Origin of the sequence: Chryseobacterium tagetis (assembly GCF_016735585.2) — a bacterium.
Taxonomy (GTDB): Bacteria; Bacteroidota; Bacteroidia; order Flavobacteriales; family Weeksellaceae; genus Chryseobacterium; species Chryseobacterium tagetis.
In genome coordinates, this window is record NZ_JAERSE020000001.1 from 1,023,810 (window position 1) to 1,046,190 (window position 22,381).

Annotated in this window: 19 protein-coding genes; 6 read left to right on the forward strand and 13 right to left on the reverse strand. The window is 33.4% G+C overall.

What is annotated here, in order from left to right; translation table 11 throughout:
• Positions 1-69: 69 nt before the first annotated feature.
• On the reverse strand, positions 70-3,555 hold the full coding sequence (locus JI747_RS04560) for a protein O-mannosyl-transferase family (protein ID WP_225686589.1): 3,486 nt from the start codon (positions 3,553-3,555) through the stop codon (positions 70-72).
• 222 nt (positions 3,556-3,777) lie between these two features.
• Here JI747_RS04560 and JI747_RS04565 point away from each other — a divergent pair, with 222 nt between their 5' ends.
• From JI747_RS04565 to JI747_RS04580, 4 genes are all read left to right on the forward strand, one after another.
• The gene (locus JI747_RS04565; RefSeq protein WP_225686591.1) at positions 3,778-4,815 is read left to right on the forward strand and encodes a PLP-dependent cysteine synthase family protein; all 1,038 of its coding nucleotides are present in this window, start codon (positions 3,778-3,780) and stop codon (positions 4,813-4,815) included.
• Between the two features lie 82 nt (positions 4,816-4,897).
• Entirely contained in the window at positions 4,898-6,169 is a 1,272-nt protein-coding gene (locus JI747_RS04570) for an aminotransferase class I/II-fold pyridoxal phosphate-dependent enzyme (protein ID WP_225686795.1), read from the forward strand.
• An 89-nt stretch (positions 6,170-6,258) separates the two neighbouring features.
• The gene (locus JI747_RS04575; protein WP_225686593.1) at positions 6,259-7,143 is read left to right on the forward strand and encodes a DMT family transporter; all 885 of its coding nucleotides are present in this window, start codon (positions 6,259-6,261) and stop codon (positions 7,141-7,143) included.
• Between the two features lie 70 nt (positions 7,144-7,213).
• Positions 7,214-9,409 carry a B12-binding domain-containing radical SAM protein gene (locus tag JI747_RS04580; RefSeq protein ID WP_225686594.1) on the forward strand — a complete coding sequence of 732 codons (2,196 nt, stop codon included), beginning with the start codon at positions 7,214-7,216 and terminating at the stop codon, positions 9,407-9,409.
• 97 nt (positions 9,410-9,506) lie between these two features.
• Here JI747_RS04580 and JI747_RS04585 read toward each other — a convergent pair whose 3' ends face one another.
• From JI747_RS04585 to atpD, 3 genes are all read right to left on the reverse strand, one after another.
• The gene (locus JI747_RS04585; protein WP_225686595.1) at positions 9,507-10,328 is read right to left on the reverse strand and encodes a hypothetical protein; all 822 of its coding nucleotides are present in this window, start codon (positions 10,326-10,328) and stop codon (positions 9,507-9,509) included.
• Positions 10,329-10,408: 80 nt separating this feature from the next.
• Positions 10,409-10,690, reverse strand: coding sequence for a FoF1 ATP synthase subunit delta/epsilon (locus tag JI747_RS04590; RefSeq protein WP_225686596.1), 282 nt, complete (start codon positions 10,688-10,690; stop codon positions 10,409-10,411).
• Between the two features lie 89 nt (positions 10,691-10,779).
• Positions 10,780-12,288 carry a F0F1 ATP synthase subunit beta gene (gene atpD, locus JI747_RS04595; RefSeq protein WP_225686597.1) on the reverse strand — a complete coding sequence of 503 codons (1,509 nt, stop codon included), beginning with the start codon at positions 12,286-12,288 and terminating at the stop codon, positions 10,780-10,782.
• 289 nt (positions 12,289-12,577) lie between these two features.
• On the opposite strand from atpD, the gene JI747_RS04600 reads away from it, so the two are divergent.
• Entirely contained in the window at positions 12,578-13,498 is a 921-nt protein-coding gene (locus JI747_RS04600; protein ID WP_225686598.1) for a bifunctional riboflavin kinase/FAD synthetase, read from the forward strand.
• Positions 13,499-13,725: 227 nt separating this feature from the next.
• On the opposite strand, the gene JI747_RS04605 is transcribed toward JI747_RS04600, so the two are convergent.
• From JI747_RS04605 to JI747_RS04615, 3 genes are all read right to left on the reverse strand, one after another.
• A complete protein-coding gene (locus JI747_RS04605) occupies positions 13,726-14,550 on the reverse strand; it encodes a GLPGLI family protein (protein ID WP_225686599.1) in 825 nt (274 codons plus the stop codon).
• 179 nt (positions 14,551-14,729) lie between these two features.
• Complete coding sequence (locus JI747_RS04610) at positions 14,730-15,026, reverse strand: hypothetical protein (protein WP_225686601.1); 297 nt, start codon at positions 15,024-15,026, stop codon at positions 14,730-14,732.
• 205 nt (positions 15,027-15,231) lie between these two features.
• Complete coding sequence (locus JI747_RS04615; protein WP_225686602.1) at positions 15,232-15,588, reverse strand: MmcQ/YjbR family DNA-binding protein; 357 nt, start codon at positions 15,586-15,588, stop codon at positions 15,232-15,234.
• 94 nt (positions 15,589-15,682) lie between these two features.
• On the opposite strand from JI747_RS04615, the gene JI747_RS04620 reads away from it, so the two are divergent.
• Positions 15,683-16,339, forward strand: coding sequence for an NAD(P)H-binding protein (locus tag JI747_RS04620; RefSeq protein ID WP_225686603.1), 657 nt, complete (start codon positions 15,683-15,685; stop codon positions 16,337-16,339).
• Positions 16,340-16,445: 106 nt separating this feature from the next.
• Here the strand turns inward: JI747_RS04620 and JI747_RS04625 are convergent, their stop codons facing one another.
• The 6 genes from JI747_RS04625 to JI747_RS04650 all read right to left on the reverse strand — a co-directional run bounded on the left by JI747_RS04625 (position 16,446) and on the right by JI747_RS04650 (position 22,342).
• Positions 16,446-17,024: a glutathione peroxidase gene (locus JI747_RS04625; protein WP_039372297.1), complete on the reverse strand. Its 579-nt coding sequence runs from the start codon at positions 17,022-17,024 to the stop codon at positions 16,446-16,448.
• A gap of 15 nt (positions 17,025-17,039) precedes the next feature.
• Entirely contained in the window at positions 17,040-17,702 is a 663-nt protein-coding gene (locus tag JI747_RS04630) for an outer membrane lipoprotein-sorting protein (protein ID WP_225686604.1), read from the reverse strand.
• 91 nt (positions 17,703-17,793) lie between these two features.
• Entirely contained in the window at positions 17,794-18,516 is a 723-nt protein-coding gene (kdsB, locus tag JI747_RS04635) for a 3-deoxy-manno-octulosonate cytidylyltransferase (protein WP_225686605.1), read from the reverse strand.
• 11 nt (positions 18,517-18,527) lie between these two features.
• Complete coding sequence (locus JI747_RS04640) at positions 18,528-19,238, reverse strand: hypothetical protein (protein WP_225686606.1); 711 nt, start codon at positions 19,236-19,238, stop codon at positions 18,528-18,530.
• Between the two features lie 8 nt (positions 19,239-19,246).
• Positions 19,247-20,500 (reverse strand): pyridoxal phosphate-dependent aminotransferase, encoded by a 1,254-nt coding sequence (locus JI747_RS04645; RefSeq protein WP_225686607.1) that lies wholly within the window; start codon positions 20,498-20,500, stop codon positions 19,247-19,249.
• 126 nt (positions 20,501-20,626) lie between these two features.
• Positions 20,627-22,342: a phospho-sugar mutase gene (locus JI747_RS04650; RefSeq protein WP_225686609.1), complete on the reverse strand. Its 1,716-nt coding sequence runs from the start codon at positions 22,340-22,342 to the stop codon at positions 20,627-20,629.
• Positions 22,343-22,381: the final 39 nt, after the last annotated feature.

Below are 22,381 nucleotides of genomic sequence, written 5' to 3' on the forward strand. Positions count from 1 at the left end.
AAAGATAATTTTAAAATTTCTGAATATCAACAAATAAAAAACGGAACCGAAGTTCCGTTTTAAAAATATTTACTGTGTTGCTTTTATAATTGCATTGGTAATCTGCTCTTCTTTTTCTTTGGAGTAAGTGGAGTCATAAGGTTCCATTACATCAAATAAATACTGATAGAAAGGCGTTATCTTTTGTACTTTTTCAGATTCTTTCATGGCTTTTTCTTTACCCATTTCTTTAAGATTTTCTACAAATCTGTTGAATCTGCTGTCAATAGGTTCTATTGATTTTACCAGATAATTATACGCTTTATCTTTCTGTCCTATTTTTCTATATCCATCGGTAACCGCTGAAACGACAAGTGAATATTCCATAGGCTTGCTTCTCATATCTCTGCCTATTAGTTTTTGGTCATGAGGACTTAACTTCATATAATATTCGTATTCTTCGAAGATTCCTTTTTTAAGCACTTCTGCTAATTTCAAGGCTTTCTGCTCCTGACCGGCAACGATATATCCGTATACCATAGAACTTAATGAACGAGGATCATTGAACTTTTCTGCAGGAATTTCTTTTGCAGCAAGATCCAGTAATTCTAAAGCTTTTGCTTTTTGTCCGCTTAATGCTAATGCTGCTGCTGCTCTACTTGCAGAACTTCTGTAGCTTAGGATATTTGAAGTCGCTGTTTCATCAAAATGAGTATTCAGATCTTTGAAATTACCCCATCTGTAGTTTTTAACCACATTATAAAGCGAATTTCCATCTACTCTTCCTAAATCTCCGTCCGCAGTTGGAGGGGTGTGAATCGGTACCAATCTGTAACTGAATCCGTCAAACTGTAAGTATTCATCAAGGTAGAAAATATTTTCACTGTCATAGATTCCTCCTGAAGAGAAGCTTACCGGTCTTTTCCAGTCAAAGTTCGCAAGAAGGTCAAGCATCATCAGATTACTCTTATATAGTGTATTTGCCTTATAATTGATCATAATCTGATTCGCTGCATTTGGAAGATCAGCTGCATTGATGATTCCTGCTTTTACCGCATTTTCTTTATTTACAGGTAAAATAAATTTGGTTACTGGAAGGATATTGTATTTTTCATATTTCTCTTCTCCAAAATACATTTTCAACAATTCATCTTTTTCAGGAGATTTCATTTTGATGAAGTTTAGAGCTTCTTTTAATGTGATAGAATCCTGAGTAAGATATTTTCTGAATGACTGGAATTCGGTTTCCGGAGCTCCCTGTTGTTTTAGCATTGAGAAGAATCCTTCCCAATCTTCTTTTTTCATCAGATAAATCTGATCATTTACTCCGTCTCTGTAGTCATCATGAGTAAGAACTCCAGGAATTCCTGCTGCATTGTAGGTTCTTCTCTTCACCTGATCCAGGTTCCAAGGAGTAGATGCCAAAGTAAAGTTAACCACTTTCACATCATCACGGAATCTTTCTGTCTCCTGAATTGCCCAAACCGGATAAGTATCGTTGTCCCCGTATACGAATAAAACACCGTCTTTAGGTAGAGATTTTAAGATTGAATATCCGTAGTCATAAGATGTATATCTGTTGTGTCTGTTGTGTACATTATAATTCTGGAAGCCCATCATAAATGGAACTCCTAATAACACAACACCCGCCACCATATTGGCTGCATTAGATTTTACTTTAGATTGTATGAACCAAAGAATAGCTCCTGCTCCCAAACCGATCCATATTGCAAAAACGTAGAACGAGCCAACCATTGCATAATCTCTTTCTCTTGGTTCAAAAGGTTTTACTCCTGTATAGAAAATAATCCCCACACTCATTATAATAAAGATGGAAAGCATAGCATAGAATCTTCCGAAATCTCTGTTTAACTGGAAAAAGAATCCAATCAAACCTAAAATTAACGGTAAGAAGAAAAACTTAACAGTACTTTCATTCTTATATTTTGCAGGCATTGCTTCCTGATTTCCCCACATTGCGTTATCAATAAAAGGGATTCCAGAGATCCAGTTTCCTCTTGTATTTTCAGTGCTTCCTTCTAAATCATTTTGTCTTCCAACAAAATTCCAGAACAAGTATCTTACAAAATAATATCCGTTTTGGAATGTGATAAAGTAATCCATATTCTGAGCAAGTGAAGGCTTCTGTACGTTAATCAGATCATAAGGTTTTACTTTAAGGTAATCCGATGCTGTAATCGTTCCGTCTTCATATTTTCCTCTCAGCTCTTCAAAAATCTGTTTTGCCTGCGGATCATCAGCAATATCTGCATTGTCATAGTTGAATGTAAAATCAGGCGCACCATACATAGAAATGTAATTGGCCATTACCTGTTTATCTTCACTAAACATTCTAGGCATCAAGCTTACATGCGACTTGCTAAATACATAGTTGAATCTGTCTCCGGTTTTTCTGTACGTTCCGCTCTTTTCGTCTTTCTCGTAAATATCACCAGTTTTAACTGTTTTAAAGCTTCCGTCTTCATTTTTCTCAATTCCTTTTGCATCTAAAAACGCAGTATAGTTTTGCCCGTATATCGTAGGCCAGTCCCCATATTGTTCTCTGTTATAATAATCCAGCATACCAATTGCCGTATCAGGATCATTAAGGTTCATTGGCGGATTTGCATTCGCTCTGATAGGAATCACCATCCAGCAAGAGAAACCGATAATCATATAAACGATAGATAATGAAATCGTCTGAAATACATTCTTTTTAGATTTTCTTGCATACTTGATAAGGAAGTAGCAAATCGCAACCATTAAAATAAATGCAACGATTGTTCCTGAATGGAAAGGAAGTCCTAAACCATTTACAAAGAAAATCTCAAGCTTACCGAACATCGTCATGATCAATGGGAAGATAATTTTGAAAACTATAATTAAAATTCCCAGAGTAATCAAGTTAGCCCAGATAAAATTCTTCCAGGTAAACTTATAGTTTCTTGCATAATACACTAAGCAAACTGCCGGAATTGCCAACATACACATCATATGCACCCCTACAGAAAGACCAAGAATGAAGAAAATAAGAATAATCCATCTTTCGTTGGCAGCATCTTTATATTCATTCTCCCATTTAGTAATCAACCAAACCAATAAAGCAATAAACATAGAAGCCATAGAATATACTTCTCCTTCTACCGCAGAAAACCAGAATGTATCTGAAAAGGTAAAGCATAAAGCCCCTACCGCCCCTGCAAAAAGAATAGAAATTTCCTGATGTTTTGTTACTTCTTCAAAATCTTTGTTCAGAAGTCTTCTTACCAAATGAGTGATCGTCCAGAACAAAAACAAAATTGTAAATGCACTGAATAATGCAGACATTCCATTAATAACAATTGAATAATGCTCACCATTTCCAAAAGCAAAAATAGCTGCTACTGCGCCCACAATCTGGAACAAGGCTGCTCCCGGTGCGTGTGTCACTTCCAGCTTTACTGCCGAAGAAATATATTCCCCACAATCCCAAAAACTAAAATTGGGCTCTATGGTCGAAAGGTAAGTGAAAAATGCAATGACAAAAATCACCCATCCGAGAAAGGTGTTCCATTGCCTAAAAGTCCAGTTTTTCATAGTATAAAATCAATTATGCGAAAATAATGTTTTTAGATCATTCTATGGGGATTTTAACAAAATTTAAAAATTTTGGCGTAGTATTTGCCAAGCCTGTATAGCGAAAATTACAAAATAAAAATTTTTTTTTATTTAATCAATAGTTTGAAACCCAACAAAAGTTTAAAAATTATTTATTTTTTTGTATTTTTGCCGTCAGATTTTTATTGAAAATAACAAATAATGAGTAATGTTTACGATAATATCCTTGGCCTAATAGGAAACACTCCTATGGTGAAGCTAAATACTGTTACGAAAGATATTCCCGCAACCGTTTATGCCAAGTTAGAATCATATAATCCTGGACATTCCACTAAAGATAGAATTGCACTTCACATTATAGAAAACGCTGAAAAAAAAGGCTTATTAAAAGAAGATTCTGTAGTTGTAGAAACTACTTCCGGAAATACCGGTTTTTCTATTGCAATGGTTTGCATCATTAAAGGATATAAATGTATACTTGCTGTAAGTGACAAGACAAAGCCAGAAAAAATAGCTTATCTGAAAGCACTTGGAGCTACGGTGTATATATGCCCTGCAAATGTACCTGCAGATGACCCTAGATCTTATTATGAAGTTGCTAAAAGAATCGCTTCAGAAACACCAAATTCAGTTTACATCAATCAGTATTTTAATGAACTCAATATTGATGCACACTACCAGACAACAGGACCTGAAATTTGGGAACAGACAGAAGGTAAGATCACTCACCTTTTTGCCTGCACTGGAACAGGTGGAACTTTATCCGGATCAGCTAAATTCTTAAAAGAAAAAAATCCTGATATCAAAGTAATAGGGGTAGATGCCGACGGTTCTATTCTTAAAAGCTATCATGAGACAGGTGAGATTCACAAAGAAGATGTTCACCCTTATCAGATCGAGGGAATGGGAAAAAATTTAATTCCTTCTGCCCTGCTTTTTGATAAAATTGATGAATTTGTAAGAGTAAATGATGAAATGTCTGCTTACAGAACCCGAGAAATTGCTTTAAAAGAAGCGATCATGGGTGGATATACTACAGGAGCAGTTACCCAGGCATTGATGCAATATGCACAATCTCATGAATTTGCCGAAAATGATATCGTTGTTTTAATCTATCCTGATCATGGGTCAAGATACATTACCAAAGTGTACAGCGACAAATGGATGGCAGAACAGGGATTTGTCAATAACTGTGTACATAATTATGATGAAGTTTTCAAAACGGAATTCATCAAATAAGAAGAAATAAATTTATTATACAAATCAAGCCTTTTTTGTAGATCTCAAAAGGCTTTTTTACTTAAAAATTACTAATAAAATGTTGGATATTTTTGAAAGAATAAAAGAAAATCCAGGACCTCTTGGACAATTTGCAGACTACGGAGAAGGTTATTTTATTTTCCCTAGATTAGAAGGTCCTATCGGTCCTAGAATGCAGTTCCAAGGAAGAGAAGTAATTTTCTGGAGTGCAAATGATTACTTAGGAATGTGTAATCACCCGGAAGTTTTAGAAGCGGATGCAAAAGCTGCTGCAGAATTCGGAATGTTCTATCCTATGGGAGCAAGAGCAATGTCGGGAGAAACAGAACAACACTTACAGCTGGAAAGAGAATTGGCTGATTTTGTTCAGAAAGAATCTGCTTATCTTTTAAATTTTGGTTACCAGGGAATGGTTTCTACCATTGATGCTTTGGTAGGAAGAAATGACGTAATCGTTTATGATGTGGATTCCCACGCTTGTATCGTAGACGGAGTAAGACTTCACGCGGGTAAAAGATTTACTTACAAGCACAATAATATTGAAAGTTTAGAAAAAAACCTTCAGAGAGCAACAAAAGTAGCTCAGGAAACAGGAGGAGGAATTCTTGTTATCACAGAAGGAGTTTTCGGAATGAGAGGACAACAAGGTAAACTTAAAGAAATCTGTGAACTAAAATCAAAATACCAATTCAGACTTTTAGTAGATGATGCACATGGTTTCGGAACACTGGGTAAAACAGGAGCCGGAGCTGGAGAAGAGCAAGGTTGTCAGGATCAGATTGATGTTTACTTCTCAACTTTTGCTAAATCTATGGCTGGTTTCGGAGCTTTCCTTGCAGGAGACAAAGAAATCATCAGATATCTGAAATTTAATTTAAGATCTCAAATTTTCGCTAAATCTTTAACGATGCCAATGGTAATCGGAGGGTTAAAAAGATTAGAGCTTTTAAGAACAAGACCAGAGATCAAAGCAAAACTTTGGGAAAATGTAAATAAACTGCAAAGCGGTCTTAAAGAAAGAGGGTTCAATATTGGAGATACCAATACTTGTGTAACTCCGGTTATGATGCAGGGAACTCCGGTAGAAGCTACTCTATTGGTAAAAGACTTGAGAGAGAAATACGGAATCTTCACATCTGTAGTGGTTTACCCTGTAATTCCTAAAGGAATGATTCTACTAAGATTAATTCCAACAGCATCTCATACCGATGCAGAAATTAATGAAACTCTTGCAGCATTTGAAGCCATTCACGACAAATTAGTAAGTGGTTACTATAAAGAGCAGGAACAAAAATTATTAGAAGAACAAGGTTTAAATTTCAAACCGATTTAATAATAAAAAATAAAAAAACCACTGAAATTCACTCAGTGGTTTTTTATAAATAATATTCTATAAAACTAAATTTATACAATAAATAATTAATGAAGCTGAGAGGTTATGTTTTGGGGATTACATCTGCAATTTCTTACGGATTGCTTCCTATTTTTATTTTACCTATTAAGCATGCTCACTTTTCTTTAGATATTACTTTATTCTATAGATTCCTGTTTTCGGCTTTAATGATTGGAGGTTATTTATTGTATTCCAAAGAAAGCTTTCTGATCAGCAAAAAAGAATTATTGATATTTGCTGTTCTCGGAATTTGCTATGCCCTTTCCTCAGAATTTTTATTTTTAGGATATGATTATCTTACCCCAGGAATTGCATCAACCGTTCTGTTTATCTATCCGGTTATTGTAGCCCTCATCATGTTTTTCTTTTATAAAGAGAAACTGACAAAGCTTTCCATAGGATCATTACTCTTGGCTTTTGCAGGAGTTATTATACTTTGTTTAAAAGGAAACAGTTTAGAAATCAATTATCTGGGTTTAGGAATTGTGATGCTAAGTTCCCTATTTTATGCATTGTATATTGTCATCGTAAACAAATCCAATATACAGGCTTCAGGATTTAAACTTTCATTTTATTCCATGCTGTTTACTTCCGGTTTTTTTATGACAAAGGCATTGATGGGAAATGAATCTTTTCTCATTCCGTCAACACACACTTTTTTCAATTTTTTAATTTTCGCTTTCCTTACAACAGTTATTTCAAGTTTGTGTCTGGTCTATGCAATTAAAGATATTGGTTCAACTCCGGCAGCAATTTTAGGAGCATTGGAACCGGTAGTTGCTGTACTGATTAGTGTTTCAATGTTTCATGAAAAGTTTACTTTTAATCTGTTCTTAGGAATCATTTTAATTTTAACCGGAGTTATATTGAACGTTATTTCGGACAATAAGAAATCAATTAAAATTGAAAAATAAAAGAATATTATTCAAAATACACCATCCATAAAAATTCAATTATTTAAAATAAATTTGTAAAAATTTTCTCTTGAAAGATCTGCTTCTCATCACTCCGCCTTTTACCCAGCTTAATACTCCTTATCCTGCGACAGCTTATATTAAAGGTTTTTTAAACACCAAAAATATTTCAAGCTATCAGATTGATTTGGGGATCGAAGTTATTTTAAGTTTATTTTCAAAAGACGGAATTCAGAAAATTTTTGACAAAGAAATTGATGCTGAGACCGTTTCAGAAAATTCACAAAGAATTTTTGCGTTAAGAAATGAATATTTAAAAACCATCGATCAGGTCATTTCCTTTTTACAAGGTAAAACTCCGACTTTGGCAAGACAGATTTGCTCTATGAACTTCTTGCCTGAAGCTTCCAGATTTAATCAGCTTGATGATATGGAATTCGCCTTCGGAAATATGGGTCTTCAGGATAAAGCTAAACATTTGGCTACCTTATATTTAGAAGATCTGTCCGATTATATTGTCGAAAATGTTGATTCTGATTTTGGGTTCAGCAGATATGCAGAAAGATTAGGAAAAAGTGCCAATTCTTTTGATGAATTATATTCAAAACTATCAGATCATCAAACATTTATTGATGATTTTACGCTAAAAATTCTTAAGGAAAAATTAGAATTAACTCAACCGAAATTGGTTTGTTTCTCCATTCCCTTTCCTGGAAACTTATACTCAGCTTTTCGAGCTGCCAAGTTTATCAAAGAGAATTATCCCAATACAAAAATTGCAATGGGTGGAGGTTTTCCCAATACCGAATTGCGGGAAGTCAAAGACAAAAGAGTTTTTGAGTTTTTTGATTTTATCACTTTAGATGATGGCGAAGTTCCTCTTGAATTACTTTACGAAAACATTTCTCAACCTGAGCAAAGTGAAAAATCTCAGTACAAAAGAACTTTTTTAATTGAAAATCAAGAAGTTACTTACAAAAATAATTCAAAAAGACACGACTATAAACAATCAGAAATCGGAACTCCCGATTATACTGATTTACAATTAGATAAATATATTTCAGTTATAGAAATTGCTAATCCGATGCACAGCTTATGGAGCGACGGAAGATGGAATAAACTGACGATGGCTCATGGTTGCTATTGGGGAAAATGTACTTTCTGTGATATTTCTTTAGATTACATAAAAATTTACGAGCCTATTTCAGCAAAAATTTTAGTTGACCGAATGGAAGAGTTGATCCAGACGACAGGTGAAACTGGATTCCATTTTGTGGATGAAGCTGCTCCACCCGCTTTGATGAGAGAAGTTGCTTTAGAAATTTTACGAAGAAATCTGGTGGTAACGTGGTGGACCAATATTCGTTTCGAAAAAAGTTTTACCCGCGACCTATGTTTCTTATTAAAACTTTCAGGATGCGTTGCTGTTTCCGGCGGTCTTGAAGTGGCAAGTGACAGATTGCTAAAATTAATTGACAAAGGAATATCCGTAGAAAAGGTTGCTCAGGTAACAAGAAATTTTACAGAAGCAGGGATTATGATTCATGCTTATCTGATGTATGGCTACCCTACTCAGACCATTCAGGAAACCGTTGATTCTTTGGAAATGGTGCGTCAGTTATTTGAAATGGGAATTCTTCAGAGTGGATTTTGGCATCAATTCGCCATGACCGCTCATTCACCTGTCGGATTAAATCCTGAAGAATTTGGAGTGACACCTATCAAACAGGAAATTTTGTTTGCCAACAATGATATTGATTTTACAGACAAAACCGGAATCGATCATGGCAAATTTAGTTTTGGGTTAAAAAAATCTTTGTTCAATTATATGCACGGAATTAATTTTGAGCTTCCCCTTCAGGAATGGTTTGATTTTAAAATTCCGAAAACAACGGTTCACCCAGATCATATTCATGACTGTTTATTGGAAGATCATAATTTTAAATTTAAAGGAAACTCAAAAATTGTTTTTTTAACGAAAAACGTAATCGCTGAGAATCGCGTAAAAACAAAAAAGAAATACCAATACCCGTACACGCAACTTACATTCCACTTAAAAACGAATGTTGTTTCTATAGATTTGGAACAAAACCAAGCAGGATGGCTGGTAAAAACCCTTAAAGAAAATGCTATAGAAATATCGAAAAATATTACACTTCAACAACTTAAAACCAATTTTGAAGAAAATTTCGAAGATTTTGAATTATTCTGGTTCTCAAAACCGATACAGCAATTGAAAGAAAACGGAGTGATTTTGAGTTTATAATGTTTTTAATTTTCTGAGCTTAAAACTACTAAATCATATAAAATTAAAAATCCTGAAAGATTATTTTCAGGATTTTTTTATTTAAACAAAGATAATTTTATTTTTCAACGCCATCTTTTTTCACTTCACCAACAATTATCTTATCCTGATTTTTAATAAAGCTAGGATCTAAAATTGCCATTCGTTCAGCAATTGCTTTGTAAGTTGGAAATTTTAAGATTGAGGCCCGACCGGACATTTCTCTATAAAGCGTAAAAATTTTCCCACCGGCAGTTTTGATCTGTTTTGTAGTGGTAATATATTTTCCGATGTATTTACTATTGGCATCATAGATCTCAATATCTACAAAAGTTTTCTCTGAAATGGTATCGTCTGAACCAAAACTTACTGGCAAATTAGTAAAGTAACCTACTGGTTTACCGTTACTTAAAATTTCCCCTACGCTATTTACGGTAATATTCAGCTTATCAATTTTGCTTCTTGTGGTATAAGCATCCTTTGTTTTGGTATCGAGCTTTCTTTTAGGTGAATTATTGAATAACTCATCAAGGTTTTTAACATTAATACCCTTATTATCAATAAGTTTTAATCCTTTAATAGAAGTATATACCGCTGATCTTTCTTCACCCGAAAATGCAGATGGAGAAATATAATCGAGTTCTAATGTTTTATCCCGGTTATAAACCCTGTTTAATTTAATGTAACTGTCTCTTACAGAATCTACTACACTTTTATCTATAAATTCTATCGTATAAATGGGAGTCTCTTTCAGATCCAAAAAAGTATATTCATTAGATTTATTTGAAACCTTCGCCACATGTACTCCGTCGATACTGACAATTCCTCTTTTGGTCTTAATTTCCTGAGCTTTTAATAAAAATCCCAGAATTGTAAATAAAATGATTAAACTTCTTTTCATAAAATCAGATTTTTACATGAAATAAAAAAAGTGTAACCAAAGTTACACTTTCTTGAAAATATATTTAGCTTTTCATTTAATTATTCACAAAGGATGATTCCTTTATCATGATTAAATTCTACAACACCGCTTTTGATTGTGTAAGAAAAAACAGAATCTTTATCGCTTTCTTTTGTAAAGTTTTTTGCATATGCTTCATCAATAGAGTTTGCATACAATTTTACTTTACCACCAATTAATGAAGAAACAATTCCTGCGTGGTTTTTCATGATGTGAAACTCACCATTTTTTCCAGGCAACAATACTGAGTTTACTTCTCCTTCAAAAACTACGTATTCTGGTGTTAAAATTTTTATATTCATTTTAATTTAGATTTGAAGATTTCAGATTTCAGATTTCAGACAACTTAAAAGTCTCATGTCTAGTATCTGCTATCTTTATGTCTAATTTATTAAGCGTTATCCGCTAACATTTTCTGTCCAGCTTCGATAGCTTCCTCGATCGTTCCTTTCAAGTTGAAAGCAGCTTCCGGTAAGTGATCTAATTCACCATCCATAATCATGTTGAATCCTTTGATGGTATCTTTGATATCTACCAATGATCCCGGAATACCTGTAAACTGTTCTGCTACGTGGAAAGGCTGAGATAAGAATCTCTGAACTTTTCTTGCACGGTAAACAATTGCTTTATCTTCTTCAGAAAGTTCTTCCATACCAAGGATTGCGATGATATCCTGAAGAGCTTTGTATCTCTGAAGAATTTCTTTTACTCTCTGAGCACAGTTGTAGTGATCGTTTCCTAAAATTTCAGGATTCAGGATTCTAGAAGTAGAAGAAAGAGGATCTACCGCTGGGTAAATACCTAATGAAGCAATCTTTCTATCTAATACTGTGGTTGCATCCAAGTGAGCAAACGTAGTTGCAGGAGCCGGGTCAGTTAAGTCATCCGCAGGTACGTAAACCGCTTGTACTGAAGTAATTGAACCGTTTTTAGTTGAAGTAATTCTTTCCTGCATCGCACCCATTTCAGAAGCAAGTGTCGGTTGATAACCTACCGCAGATGGCATACGACCAAGAAGTGCAGATACCTCAGAACCAGCCTGTGTAAAACGGAAGATGTTGTCTACGAAGAAAAGTACGTCTCTACCTTGCCCGCTTTCTCCACCGTCTCTGTAGTACTCAGCTAATGTAAGACCAGAAAGTGCTACTCTAGCTCTTGCACCAGGTGGCTCGTTCATCTGTCCGAAAACGAATGCAGCTTTTGAATCTTTCATAGCTTCTAAATCTACTTTAGAAAGATCCCAACCTCCGTTTTCCATAGAGTGCATGAAATCATCACCGTATTTAATAATACCTGATTCTAGCATCTCTCTCAAAAGGTCATTTCCTTCTCTCGTTCTTTCACCTACTCCGGCAAAAACAGAAAGACCTCCGTGTCCTTTTGCAATATTGTTAATCAACTCCTGAATCAATACTGTTTTACCTACACCTGCACCACCGAACAAACCAATTTTACCTCCTTTTGCGTAAGGCTCAACTAAGTCGATTACTTTAATACCTGTAAATAAAACTTCTGCAGAAGTTGAAAGTTGATCAAATTTTGGAGCTGGTCTGTGAATTGGCAGACCACCTTCATTAGAAATATTTTGAAGTCCGTCGATAGCATCACCAACAACGTTGAATAGTCTTCCGTTTACAGCCTCTCCGATTGGCATCATAATAGGATTTCCGTATCCAATTACGTCTTGCCCTCTTTTAAGACCGTCAGTAGCGTCCATTGCGATACATCTTACTGTATCTTCGCCAATATGTTGTTCTACCTCTAAAACTACTTTTTCACCGTTTTCTTTTGTAATTTCTAACGCGTCATAGATAGCTGGAACTGATTCCACATCACTGAAGACAACGTCGATTACCGGACCAATAATTTGAGAAATTTTACCTTTAATTTGGTTTGCCATTGCTAAATTTTTTCTTGGTGCAAATATAATGATTCTTCATAAACTCACAATTGGTAAAAAAGAGATTTTTATCATACTTTTGAGAGAATCTAAAATTTGGATTTTATTATTTATTTTTTTTACAAAACCTTTCGTAAAATTACAATATACAAAGATTATATAAAGTATAAAAACTCTGAGCCGGATTTGAATAATAGATATCATAAAAATCATAACTTGAAAATAACTCTTGCCATATAATAGCAAATAATTTTAAAGGCTTTATATTTGCAGTCAAAATTTTTCCCTTTTGAAAGCTTTCAAAAATTTCACAGAGTATACTTCTCAAAAACCTTTAGCATTATCTTTAGGAATGTTTGACGGGGTGCATCTTGGTCATAAAAGTATTATAGATGAGTTGATTAAGGTAGGTACAGAGAACAATTTAGAAACTGCTGTCCTTACTTTTTGGCCACATCCGAGATTTGTTTTTAATCCAAATGAAGATCTTAAACTTCTGAATACATTGGAAGAAAAGAAGTTTTTAATGGAAAAATATTCTATTGAAAATTTATTTTTAAAGGAATTTGATGAAGAATTCAGAAACTTAACGGGTGAAGAATTTGTTCGTCAAATTTTAATTGATAAGTTAAATGTAAAATATCTTATCATTGGTTACGATCATTCTTTCGGGAAAAATAAAAGCGGAAACTTTGAATTGCTTCAAAGACTGTCAAAAGAACTTGATTTTGAAGTAGAACAAATGGAAGCGATCAATATTCATGAAAATAATATCAGTTCTACCAAAGTTCGAAATGCACTTTTAGCAGGAAACATTAAAGAGGCCAATGAAATGTTGGGATACTCCTACTCTGTTTCCGGTACGGTTGTTCACGGGAAAAAGATCGGAAGAACAATAGGTTACCCAACCGCCAATATAGCAACAGAGTCTATCAAACTTTTACCAAAAAAAGGAGCCTATATTGTTGAAGTTTTTGTAAAAGGCCAACAATATAAAGGTATGCTGAGCATTGGAACCAACCCAACAGTGAATGGAGAAAAATTAACGGTTGAAGTTTATATCCTTGATTTTGAGGGTGATATTTATGATGAAAAAATTACCGTGAAATTCAGAGATTTTCTTCATGACGAAATCAAATTCGAAGGACTTGAGAAGTTGATTGAAAGGCTTGACGAAGATAAAAGACTTACAGAAGAGTTTTCATTCTAAGAATAAAAAAACGGGACAGAATTCCTATGCAGGGTGTTGGATATTGAAAGTCAGACTTTTAATTAAACTCACCTATCAAACCGATAAACTTATTTCACAACTAAAGAAATTAAAATTCTCTAAATAAATTTCTTACAATAATAAACCTCTCTTAAATTGCATTAAAAGAGGTCGTATATTTTAATTTTTCTTAGAAAATAAAAAGTTGCGATGTTGTACGATGTTTTTTAATCTTCTAATTCAATAGGATTGTAACCTTTTTGGTCTTTTTCATTTATTCTCTGTCTTTCTTTTTGGTCTTGAGAAAATACAGTTCCCATGCTTTCCATTTGGAATTTAACATTTTCTTTAAAACTCGTTCTAGCCTGAACTAATTCTTTTTTTGTAACTAGCTTAGCATTCTGATAATGCCTCCCTGTAACATTTACCACTTTTCCTTTTAAATTCAAATTGGGTACTGATTTTACCAATTCAAAATCATAATCTCCCGTTTTATCTGTTATTTTCACGATTAAACCGGGAAGTCCACTAAATTTATTAGGACCGTAAGGAAGGGGAATATCGGTTGAATACCATGCGATCCAATCTCTTCCTTTATATCGTACCTCTGCTTTTTTACAAGCAATAGAATTAATTATCTTGGTTTCATTAATAAGTTTCCAATTATTAATTACAGGACTGTTATAAGATAGCAACGTCATTCCAACTGGCTCATAATACTGGGAATTCTCGTTGGTCTGAATAATTAAAAAGTTAGATTTTGACACCGGTATGTTGGTTAAATCAATGTGCCCTTTATCTACATTATATTTTGCCATAAAAAGAGAATCAAATTTCAATTTATTTTCACTGATAAAAAAGGCACGGCTATCACTTACCTGTAATGAGAAAAGTTCTTTAACAATATAATCCTTAGCCAGCGTATTCGGTTTGTATTGAAGTAAATAAGTAAATTTTCCCCGTAATGAATCACTTTTAGCTGCCTGAGAAAACGATAGAGAAAAAACGAATAAAAATATTATTCTTAAAAATTGTTTTTTTGTAAAATTCATATTTTTTTCTTTAGGAAAAACCGTTCAAAAAATCTTATTTTTACATGGATAAACAGAGAGATTTTTGTTTATTTAATTTTACTAAAAATTTTAAAAAAATTGTCAAAATAATTTTTGAACGGTCAGTAGTATTATTTTAGATTAAATATTTAATCTAAGCCAATTTAATTAAATAATAATTAAGGATTAAAAGTACTATCAATCATACAATAATTATTCTGAATTTGCTCTGCCCAGTATATCCATTGCATAGGTGTCCAATCCTGACAAGTATATGCGGCTGTACATGTTACAGAAACAGCGAGACATTGACGCTGTTTTTTATTTTTGGCATTTGAAGTTTTTGTAATTTGTCTGCTTGAAACAACTTCTTTATTGTTTTGTGATTTTTTATCACTTTCTTTCACTGAAGTGACTGTATTTGCACTAATAAAACTTGCTGTAAAAATTCCAGCAATCAAAATAATTTTTTTCATTGTAATAAATTTTTTAAAAAGTTAAATTTGTGTTTAAACGTAATGTGCACTTGGTTTGAACTTTTCAAAGAAAAGAAATAACAAGAAAGCACAAAAATAAAATAGGAATAAAAGTCACTTTTAATAGAAAATTTATTATTTTGAATATTAAATTAAATACTAATAATCAATACATTATATAATAATTATTTCACATAATTTTGATTTAAATTATATTTAATATCTCTTCTTTTGCTTTTTTGGTCAAAGAATTAAATACCAGATCATACGACTGATCGATCATTTTTAAAATCAAATCCCTTTTCAAACCATCTACCATTACGGAGTTCCAATGTGTTTTATTCATGTGAAATGCCCCTGTGATTTGCGGATATTGTTCACGGAGTTCAGCACTCCATTCCGGATCGGTTTTTACATTGATTCCTAAAGGTTGTTTTTCTAGAGCCATCAGTAAAAACATTTTCGTTCCCACTTTCATTACAAGCGTTTCATTATCGAAAGGAAAACTTTCAGTCACTCCTTTTTTGGCAAGGCAATAGTCTAAAATTTCGTTGGCATCCATATTTTGTGAGCAGTCTTGTGATTTTTTATAAAACTTTACTTCAAATTTAGTAAATTTAAGAAAGAAACATCATCACTACAAACAACACAATTTTATGAAAGCTTTGGTCATCGGCGCTACAGGTGCTACAGGAAAAGATCTGGTCAATCAGTTACTCAATGATAAGGATTTTGAAACAGTAGATGTTTTTGTCAGAAAACCAATTGATATTCAAAACAATAAGCTCAACGTCCATATTGTCAATTTTGAAAAACCTGAGGAATGGAAAAACAGCGTAACAGGAGATGTTGCCTTTTCCTGTCTGGGAACCACTTTAAAAGCGGCCGGAAGTAAAGAGGCTCAGCGAAAAGTGGATTACGATTATCAATACGAATTTGCAAAAGCTGCCAAAGAAAATAACGTAGAGGATTATATTTTAGTCTCGGCTTACGGAGCCAATCCGAAATCTAAGATCTTTTATTCTAAAATGAAAGGAGAACTGGAAGAAGCTGTAAAACAGCTTCATTTTACTAAAATCACCATTTTCAAACCCGGAATACTGGAAAGAAAGGATTCAGACAGAGTCGGAGAAGTGTTAGGAAGCAGAATTGTAAAATTTGCCAATAAATTAGGCTTATTGGAAAGTCAAAAGCCTTTACCTACCAATATTTTAGCTAAAGCAATGATTAAATCTTCTAAGATAAAAAGCAACGGCTACTCTAGTATTAAACTGGGAAATATCTTTTGTTTTGCTGAGAAAAGTAATGAGTAATCCCGAATAAATTTTATAAACTCTTATTCATATAAAAATTTCAACCCCACTTAACCAAATTTTATCAAGTTAAGTGGGGTTGAAAATAATTATTTATTAATCTTTCTTATTTCAAATACTTCGTAATTGCTTCATCCGTTGGTTTTGTAGAACTTACAAAAGAATCGATAAGCTTTCCGTTTTCGTCAATTAAGAATTTTGTAAAGTTCCAAGCGATTGTTGAATTTTTTACTCCGTTTAATTCTTTTTCTGTTAAATATTTAAAGATGGGAGCTGTATCATCGCCTTTTACAGAAACTTTTGCCGCCATTGGGAAAGTTACTCCATAGTTTTTTTGACAAAAAGCTCCTATTTCATGGTTTGTTCCAGGTTCCTGTCCTCCAAAATTATTTGCAGGGAAGCCAACCACCACTACTTTATCTTTATATTCTTCATATACTTTTTCAAGATCAGCGTATTGCGGAGTAAATCCACATTCTGAAGCTGTATTTACGATAAGGATTTTCTTACCTTTAAAATCTGCAAAATTGATTTGTTTTCCTTCTTCCAAGGCATCAACTTTAAAATCATAAATTGATTTTCCCATAAGTTCTTTGGTTTTAGCTTTAGACACTTCGCTTTTTTTCTGAGCGCAACTATTCAAAAATGCTACAAAGGAAAGTAGCAGTATAAAGAGCTTTTTCATTTTTTATTATTTTATTTAGAACTTGAAAATATTGGCCGGAAATACTTTATTGATTTCTATTTTGTTTAATAACAACACATAATCACCATCTTTTTTAGGACTCGAAGATTCTATTCTGAAAGGCATCTCAAGATTTCCCACTTTTCTGTAATCAGAATAATCTAATGTTTCCTCTTTTTTTATTTCTCTCAGCAACATATAGGTTTTGCTGTCAAAATAATAAATGTTTTTGTTGACATTTTTAGTTAATTCAACTTTGTAGCAATAAATATTCCCGATTTTTTCTTTTCCTGCATATTTTGCTTCAAATCCTTTATTTTCCCAATCTATAAAATCATTATCAAAACTTTCAGGTTTATAATCCGCATATTCCTGAAGTTTATTGGTTGCATAATTCATCGCATACCCTTTTACTCCATCATAGCCTTCAATAGCAGTTTCCTTATTATTAATCGTTAAAACCGTTTTCGTAAGATTAGGACGCTGCTGATAAATTTTGATCGGATATTCATCTTTGATTCCTAAAATTACCTTTCCTTGGAGTAATACTGAATTTAACAACTTCCAATTCGTTAATCCTCCTGACAATTCAATGTTTTTATCTATAATTTCCTTTGCTGTCTGAGCCAAAGAGAAATGCGAAAATGCCAGGACGAAAACTAAAAGTAACTTCTTCATTAATTTTATTTATAAATTCAAATATAAGGCTTTTTTAATTTGAAAGTTTGAAAATGAAGCAATTTGAAAATCCAATTCTAACACTACATTTTCAAATTAACTTTCTTGCTTTTTCTAGATCTTCCGGTGTATCGATCCCCACTCCGATAAAATTGGTTTCTATCAGCTTGATTTTCATTCCATATTCAAGATAACGGATGCATTCTATTTTTTCAGAGATTTCCAGCGGTTTCATTTCCAATTTTGAAAACTGAATCAAAGCATGTTTTCTGAAAGCATACACTCCTATGTGTTTAAAATAATCTACTTTATAAGAAATTTCCCGGTGAAAAGGAATAACAGAACGACTGAAATATAAGGCAAAACCATTATTATCTGTAATTACTTTTACATTATTAGGGTTTTCAATTTCCTCTTTTTCAGTCAGTTTTATTTTTAATGAAGCTAAAGAGATTTCCTGATTATCATCATTATGAAAAACTTCAATCAGCTGTTGTAAAGGTTCTAATTTAAGGAAAGGTTCATCTCCCTGAACATTGATCACAATATCACAGTCAATATTCTGTACCGCTTCTGCAATACGGTCGCTTCCTGTTTCGTGTTGACCTGTCATGACCGCATTTCCTCCATTTTGTACAATTTCATCAAAAATAATTTCTGAGTCTGTTGCTACAAAAACTTCATCAAATAAACCTGTTTCCACAACATTCTGATAGGTTGTCGTAATAACTGTTTTCTCACCTAACATCTGCATCAGCTTTGCAGGAAAACGACTTGCTTCATAACGAGCAGGAATAACTGCGATAATTTTCATTAAATTGAGGATTAATCTTTATTATTATACTTAAAAAAATAAACAATTTCAGGATCTGAAGAATCACTATTGAAAAAAGTTACTTCAGGCTTGTTTTTAAGTTTTATTCCATTGAATTTAGCTCTTATAATATTATTAGCCAACAACTTAAGTTCAATAGAAACAAAATCCGGATCATAATCGAATTTATCAAAATCAGAAGCTTTGATTATCTTCATAAACAATTGATAATTAATAGAATCTTTTGTTTTATATGTAAATCCATAATTATATCCTAAACCATCAAATTTAAATAATTGAGAACCTTTATCGAACTCAAAATTTCTAAATCTTTCTAATTTTGAACGACAGTTTTTTAATAATCCCCATTGTGAATCTGAAATAGGCTTTGGAAGATCACCGATTTTTTTTACAACAAATTCATTTCCATCTATCAAACCGGGATATACAGCAAATGTATTTTTATTTATGATAAGTTTATTCAATTTTTTATCTGGTCCTAAATCCAGTTCTAAAATTTTGACACTGTCTTTGTCTTTAATAACTTTAGCATCGGCTGTTCCGTATTTGCTTGAAAATTTATATCTATTAAAATACGTATGCTTTATAGTAATAGAATCACATGCTTTATCGATAGGATAAAGCACGTAATCATCTTTTTTGCATGAAATTACAATAATACTTATGAGAAGTATAAATATACTTTCTTTAAAGTATTTCATAGTTTAAGTTATTTCAAAGCATTCAAAGCATTCTCTAATTTCGGCATCATTGCAGAAATCTCATCCGTTGCCAAACCTCCTACAGAAGCTCTGAACCAAGGCTCAGATTTCTCTTCTCCGAAAGCAGAGAAAGGAACCAAAGCCACTCCTGCCTCATTGATTAAATAGAATACCAAATCAGAAGAATTCTCGATAACTGCTCTATCTGGTTTAGTTTTTCCGATATAATCTAATTTGATTGTAAGATAAAGTGCTCCCATCGGTTCAATACTGTCAACAGCAAGACCTTTTCCTTTTAAATCCTGGATTCCACCGTGAAGAACTTTTAAGCTAGCTTCCAGTTTTCCTTTGAAATCTTCAACGAAAGCATTTACTTCTTCCGGATTTTCGTAATATTTTGCAGTAGCTTCCTGTTCCGGTTTTGGTGCCCAAGCTCCAACGTGCGTTAGAAGAGCTTTCATTTTATCCAAAATATGAGCCGGACCGAATCCCCATCCTACACGAACTCCAGTCGCAGCAAGGCATTTTGAGATCCCGTCAATATAAATTGTATAGTCTCTCATTTCAGGGAAAAGAGAAACAGGATCTACGTGTTCTGCACCAAAAGTAAGGTTAGAATAGATTTGGTCATACATTAAGTATAACGGCTTTTCGTCTTCTCCTCTTTTCTTATTTTCTTCTAAAATTAGCTCACAAATCTCTGAAAGCTGCTCTTTTGTGAACATTGTTCCTGTTGGGTTCAATGGAGAACAAAGCGCCACTAAAACCGCTCCTGATAAATGAGGTCTTAAATCATCCGCAGTCGGAAGAAAATTATTTTCAGGGGTTGTCTTCACTTCTACAGCATCTGCTGAAGTAAGGTAAGCATAGTGATTATTGTTCCAAGATGGTGTAGGATACACTACTTTATCTCCTTCATCAACGATTGTTTTGTAAACCGCATAGATCAATGGTCTTGAACCTGCCGTAATCAAAATATCGTTTGGTGAATAATCAAGATTCCATCTGGTTTTTAAGTCTTTAGAAACTTCTTTTCTTAAAGATAAAAGTCCGTTTGCAGGCGGATAATTTGTCAGATTATTCTGATAAGCTTTCTGAATTTCCTCCTTCAATTTTGCAGGGATCGGATAAATATTAGAATTTAAATCACCAATCGTAAGATTCGCAATCTCCGCTCCTTTTGCCTTTAAATCATTTACTTCATTACCAATTTTTACAATTTCAGAACCAATCAGGTTCGCCGCTAATTTTGAAACTTTCACTTTATTTTAAATTTAGAATTATATTTATTAAAATTATGAGTTATCAATTATGAATTATAAGTTTTAATCACTTTAAAAAAGAGTAACAAGCTCATAATTCATAATTTAAAACTTATAACTCTTTATTTACGTTAGTTGTAAATCATTTTTTACCTGGTTAATTTTCTCTTCCAAAGATTTTAATTTTTCTCTGAAATCTGCTTCAGAGGTAATAGAATCTTTTACAGATACATAAAATTTAATCTTTGGTTCTGTTCCTGAAGGTCTTACACAAACTTTCGTTCCGTCCTGAGTGTAATAGATCAATACATTCGATTTTGGAATATCATCCATTACTTTTTTCTCATTTGCAGAAACAATGAAATTGGTTTGTTCTTTAAAGTCTTTCACTTGTTCAACCAATGAACCTGCCAATTCTTTCGGTGGGTTTTCACGGAAATTCTTCATCATATTCTGAATTTCTTCTGCTCCGTCTCTTCCCTTTCTTACAAGGTTGATCAACCCTTCGTAGTACATTCCCAATTCCTGATAGATTTCGATCATGTATTGGTACATTGTTCTTCCGTTAGCTTTACACCAAGCTGCAATTTCGCAGGCTAAAAGGATACTTCCGCAAGAATCTTTATCACGAACGAAATCTCCGGTCATGAATCCGAAACTTTCTTCTCCTCCACAAATGAATTTTTCTTTTCCTTCGAAATCACGAATCATTTTCCCAATCCATTTGAATCCGGTTAATCCAACTTTGCAGTCAACTCCGAATTTTTGGGCAATATCAAAGAAAATATCTGAAGTTACGATCGTAGAACCAATGAATTCTTTTCCTGTAATCTTTCCTTGCTTTTGCCATTCATTCAAAATGTAATAGGTAAGGATTGTATTGGTTTGGTTTCCATTTAACAATTCAATTTCTCCATCCAGATTTCTAACTGCAATACCCAATCTGTCACCATCCGGATCTGTTCCGATCACGATATCTGCGTTTGTAATTTTAGCAAGATCCATTGCCATTTCCAATGCAGCCGGTTCTTCAGGGTTTGGAGAAGCTACTGTCGGGAAATTTCCACTAGGAATCATTTGTTCTCTAACTAAATCTACTTTTTTGAAACCTGCTTTTTCTAATGCTTTTGGCACCGTTGTATAAGTTGTTCCGTGGATGGATGTGAAAACAATATTTAAATTTCCTTTACCAACATCCTGATAGGTAGAATTTTCGATACATGCATCGATATAAACGTCGTCCTGCTCTTCACCTACCCATTCGATCAAATCATCATTTCCGTTAAATTTAATTTCTTCAAATTTTACAGAATATACTTCATTGATAATCGCTTCATCATTTGGCGGAACGATTTGCGCTCCGTCATTCCAATATACTTTGTAACCGTTATATTCCGGTGGATTGTGAGAAGCTGTCAACACAATTCCTCCATTACATTTTTTATCTCGTACTGTAAAAGACAATTCCGGAGTCGGTCTGTGATTTTTGAACAGCAATACTTTAATTCCGTTTGCCGTCAAAACATCTGCTACCAATTTTCCGAATTCTTTTGAGTTATTTCTAACATCATAAGCAATCGCAACTTTGATTTCTTCTCCTTCAAACTGCTTTAACATATAATTCGCAAGTCCCTGTGTTGCTTGACCTAACGTGTATTTATTTAAACGATTGGTTCCGACACCCATAACCCCTCTCATTCCTCCTGTTCCAAACTCCAATTCTCTGTAAAAAGAATCTTCCAGATCTGGAGAATTGCTGTCTATTAATGATTGAACAGCATCTCTTGTCTCCTTATCGAAGGTATCAGCTAACCAAAGTTTAGCCTTTTCTAATGTTGTCATATTTGTATTTTATTATTTGTAAAGTTCCAGTTTTAATTT

What these genes read in the sequence shown, in the direction of transcription:
- JI747_RS04560 (WP_225686589.1), bottom strand. Translation starts at nt 3,555, where the DNA reads ATGAAAAACTGGACTTTTAGGCAATGGAACACCTTTCTCGGATGGGTG.
- JI747_RS04650 (WP_225686609.1), bottom strand. Translation starts at nt 22,342, where the DNA reads ATGACAACATTAGAAAAGGCTAAACTTTGGTTAGCTGATACCTTCGAT.
- JI747_RS04610 (WP_225686601.1), bottom strand. Translation starts at nt 15,026, where the DNA reads ATGAAAAAAATTATTTTGATTGCTGGAATTTTTACAGCAAGTTTTATT.
- JI747_RS04640 (WP_225686606.1), bottom strand. Translation starts at nt 19,238, where the DNA reads ATGAAATACTTTAAAGAAAGTATATTTATACTTCTCATAAGTATTATT.
- JI747_RS04615 (WP_225686602.1), bottom strand. Translation starts at nt 15,588, where the DNA reads ATGGATGCCAACGAAATTTTAGACTATTGCCTTGCCAAAAAAGGAGTG.
- JI747_RS04620 (WP_225686603.1), top strand. Translation starts at nt 15,683, where the DNA reads ATGAAAGCTTTGGTCATCGGCGCTACAGGTGCTACAGGAAAAGATCTG.
- JI747_RS04605 (WP_225686599.1), bottom strand. Translation starts at nt 14,550, where the DNA reads ATGAATTTTACAAAAAAACAATTTTTAAGAATAATATTTTTATTCGTT.
- atpD (WP_225686597.1), bottom strand. Translation starts at nt 12,288, where the DNA reads ATGGCAAACCAAATTAAAGGTAAAATTTCTCAAATTATTGGTCCGGTA.
- JI747_RS04630 (WP_225686604.1), bottom strand. Translation starts at nt 17,702, where the DNA reads ATGAAGAAGTTACTTTTAGTTTTCGTCCTGGCATTTTCGCATTTCTCT.
- kdsB (WP_225686605.1), bottom strand. Translation starts at nt 18,516, where the DNA reads ATGAAAATTATCGCAGTTATTCCTGCTCGTTATGAAGCAAGTCGTTTT.
- JI747_RS04590 (WP_225686596.1), bottom strand. Translation starts at nt 10,690, where the DNA reads ATGAATATAAAAATTTTAACACCAGAATACGTAGTTTTTGAAGGAGAA.
- JI747_RS04585 (WP_225686595.1), bottom strand. Translation starts at nt 10,328, where the DNA reads ATGAAAAGAAGTTTAATCATTTTATTTACAATTCTGGGATTTTTATTA.
- JI747_RS04575 (WP_225686593.1), top strand. Translation starts at nt 6,259, where the DNA reads ATGAAGCTGAGAGGTTATGTTTTGGGGATTACATCTGCAATTTCTTAC.
- JI747_RS04625 (WP_039372297.1), bottom strand. Translation starts at nt 17,024, where the DNA reads ATGAAAAAGCTCTTTATACTGCTACTTTCCTTTGTAGCATTTTTGAAT.
- JI747_RS04565 (WP_225686591.1), top strand. Translation starts at nt 3,778, where the DNA reads ATGAGTAATGTTTACGATAATATCCTTGGCCTAATAGGAAACACTCCT.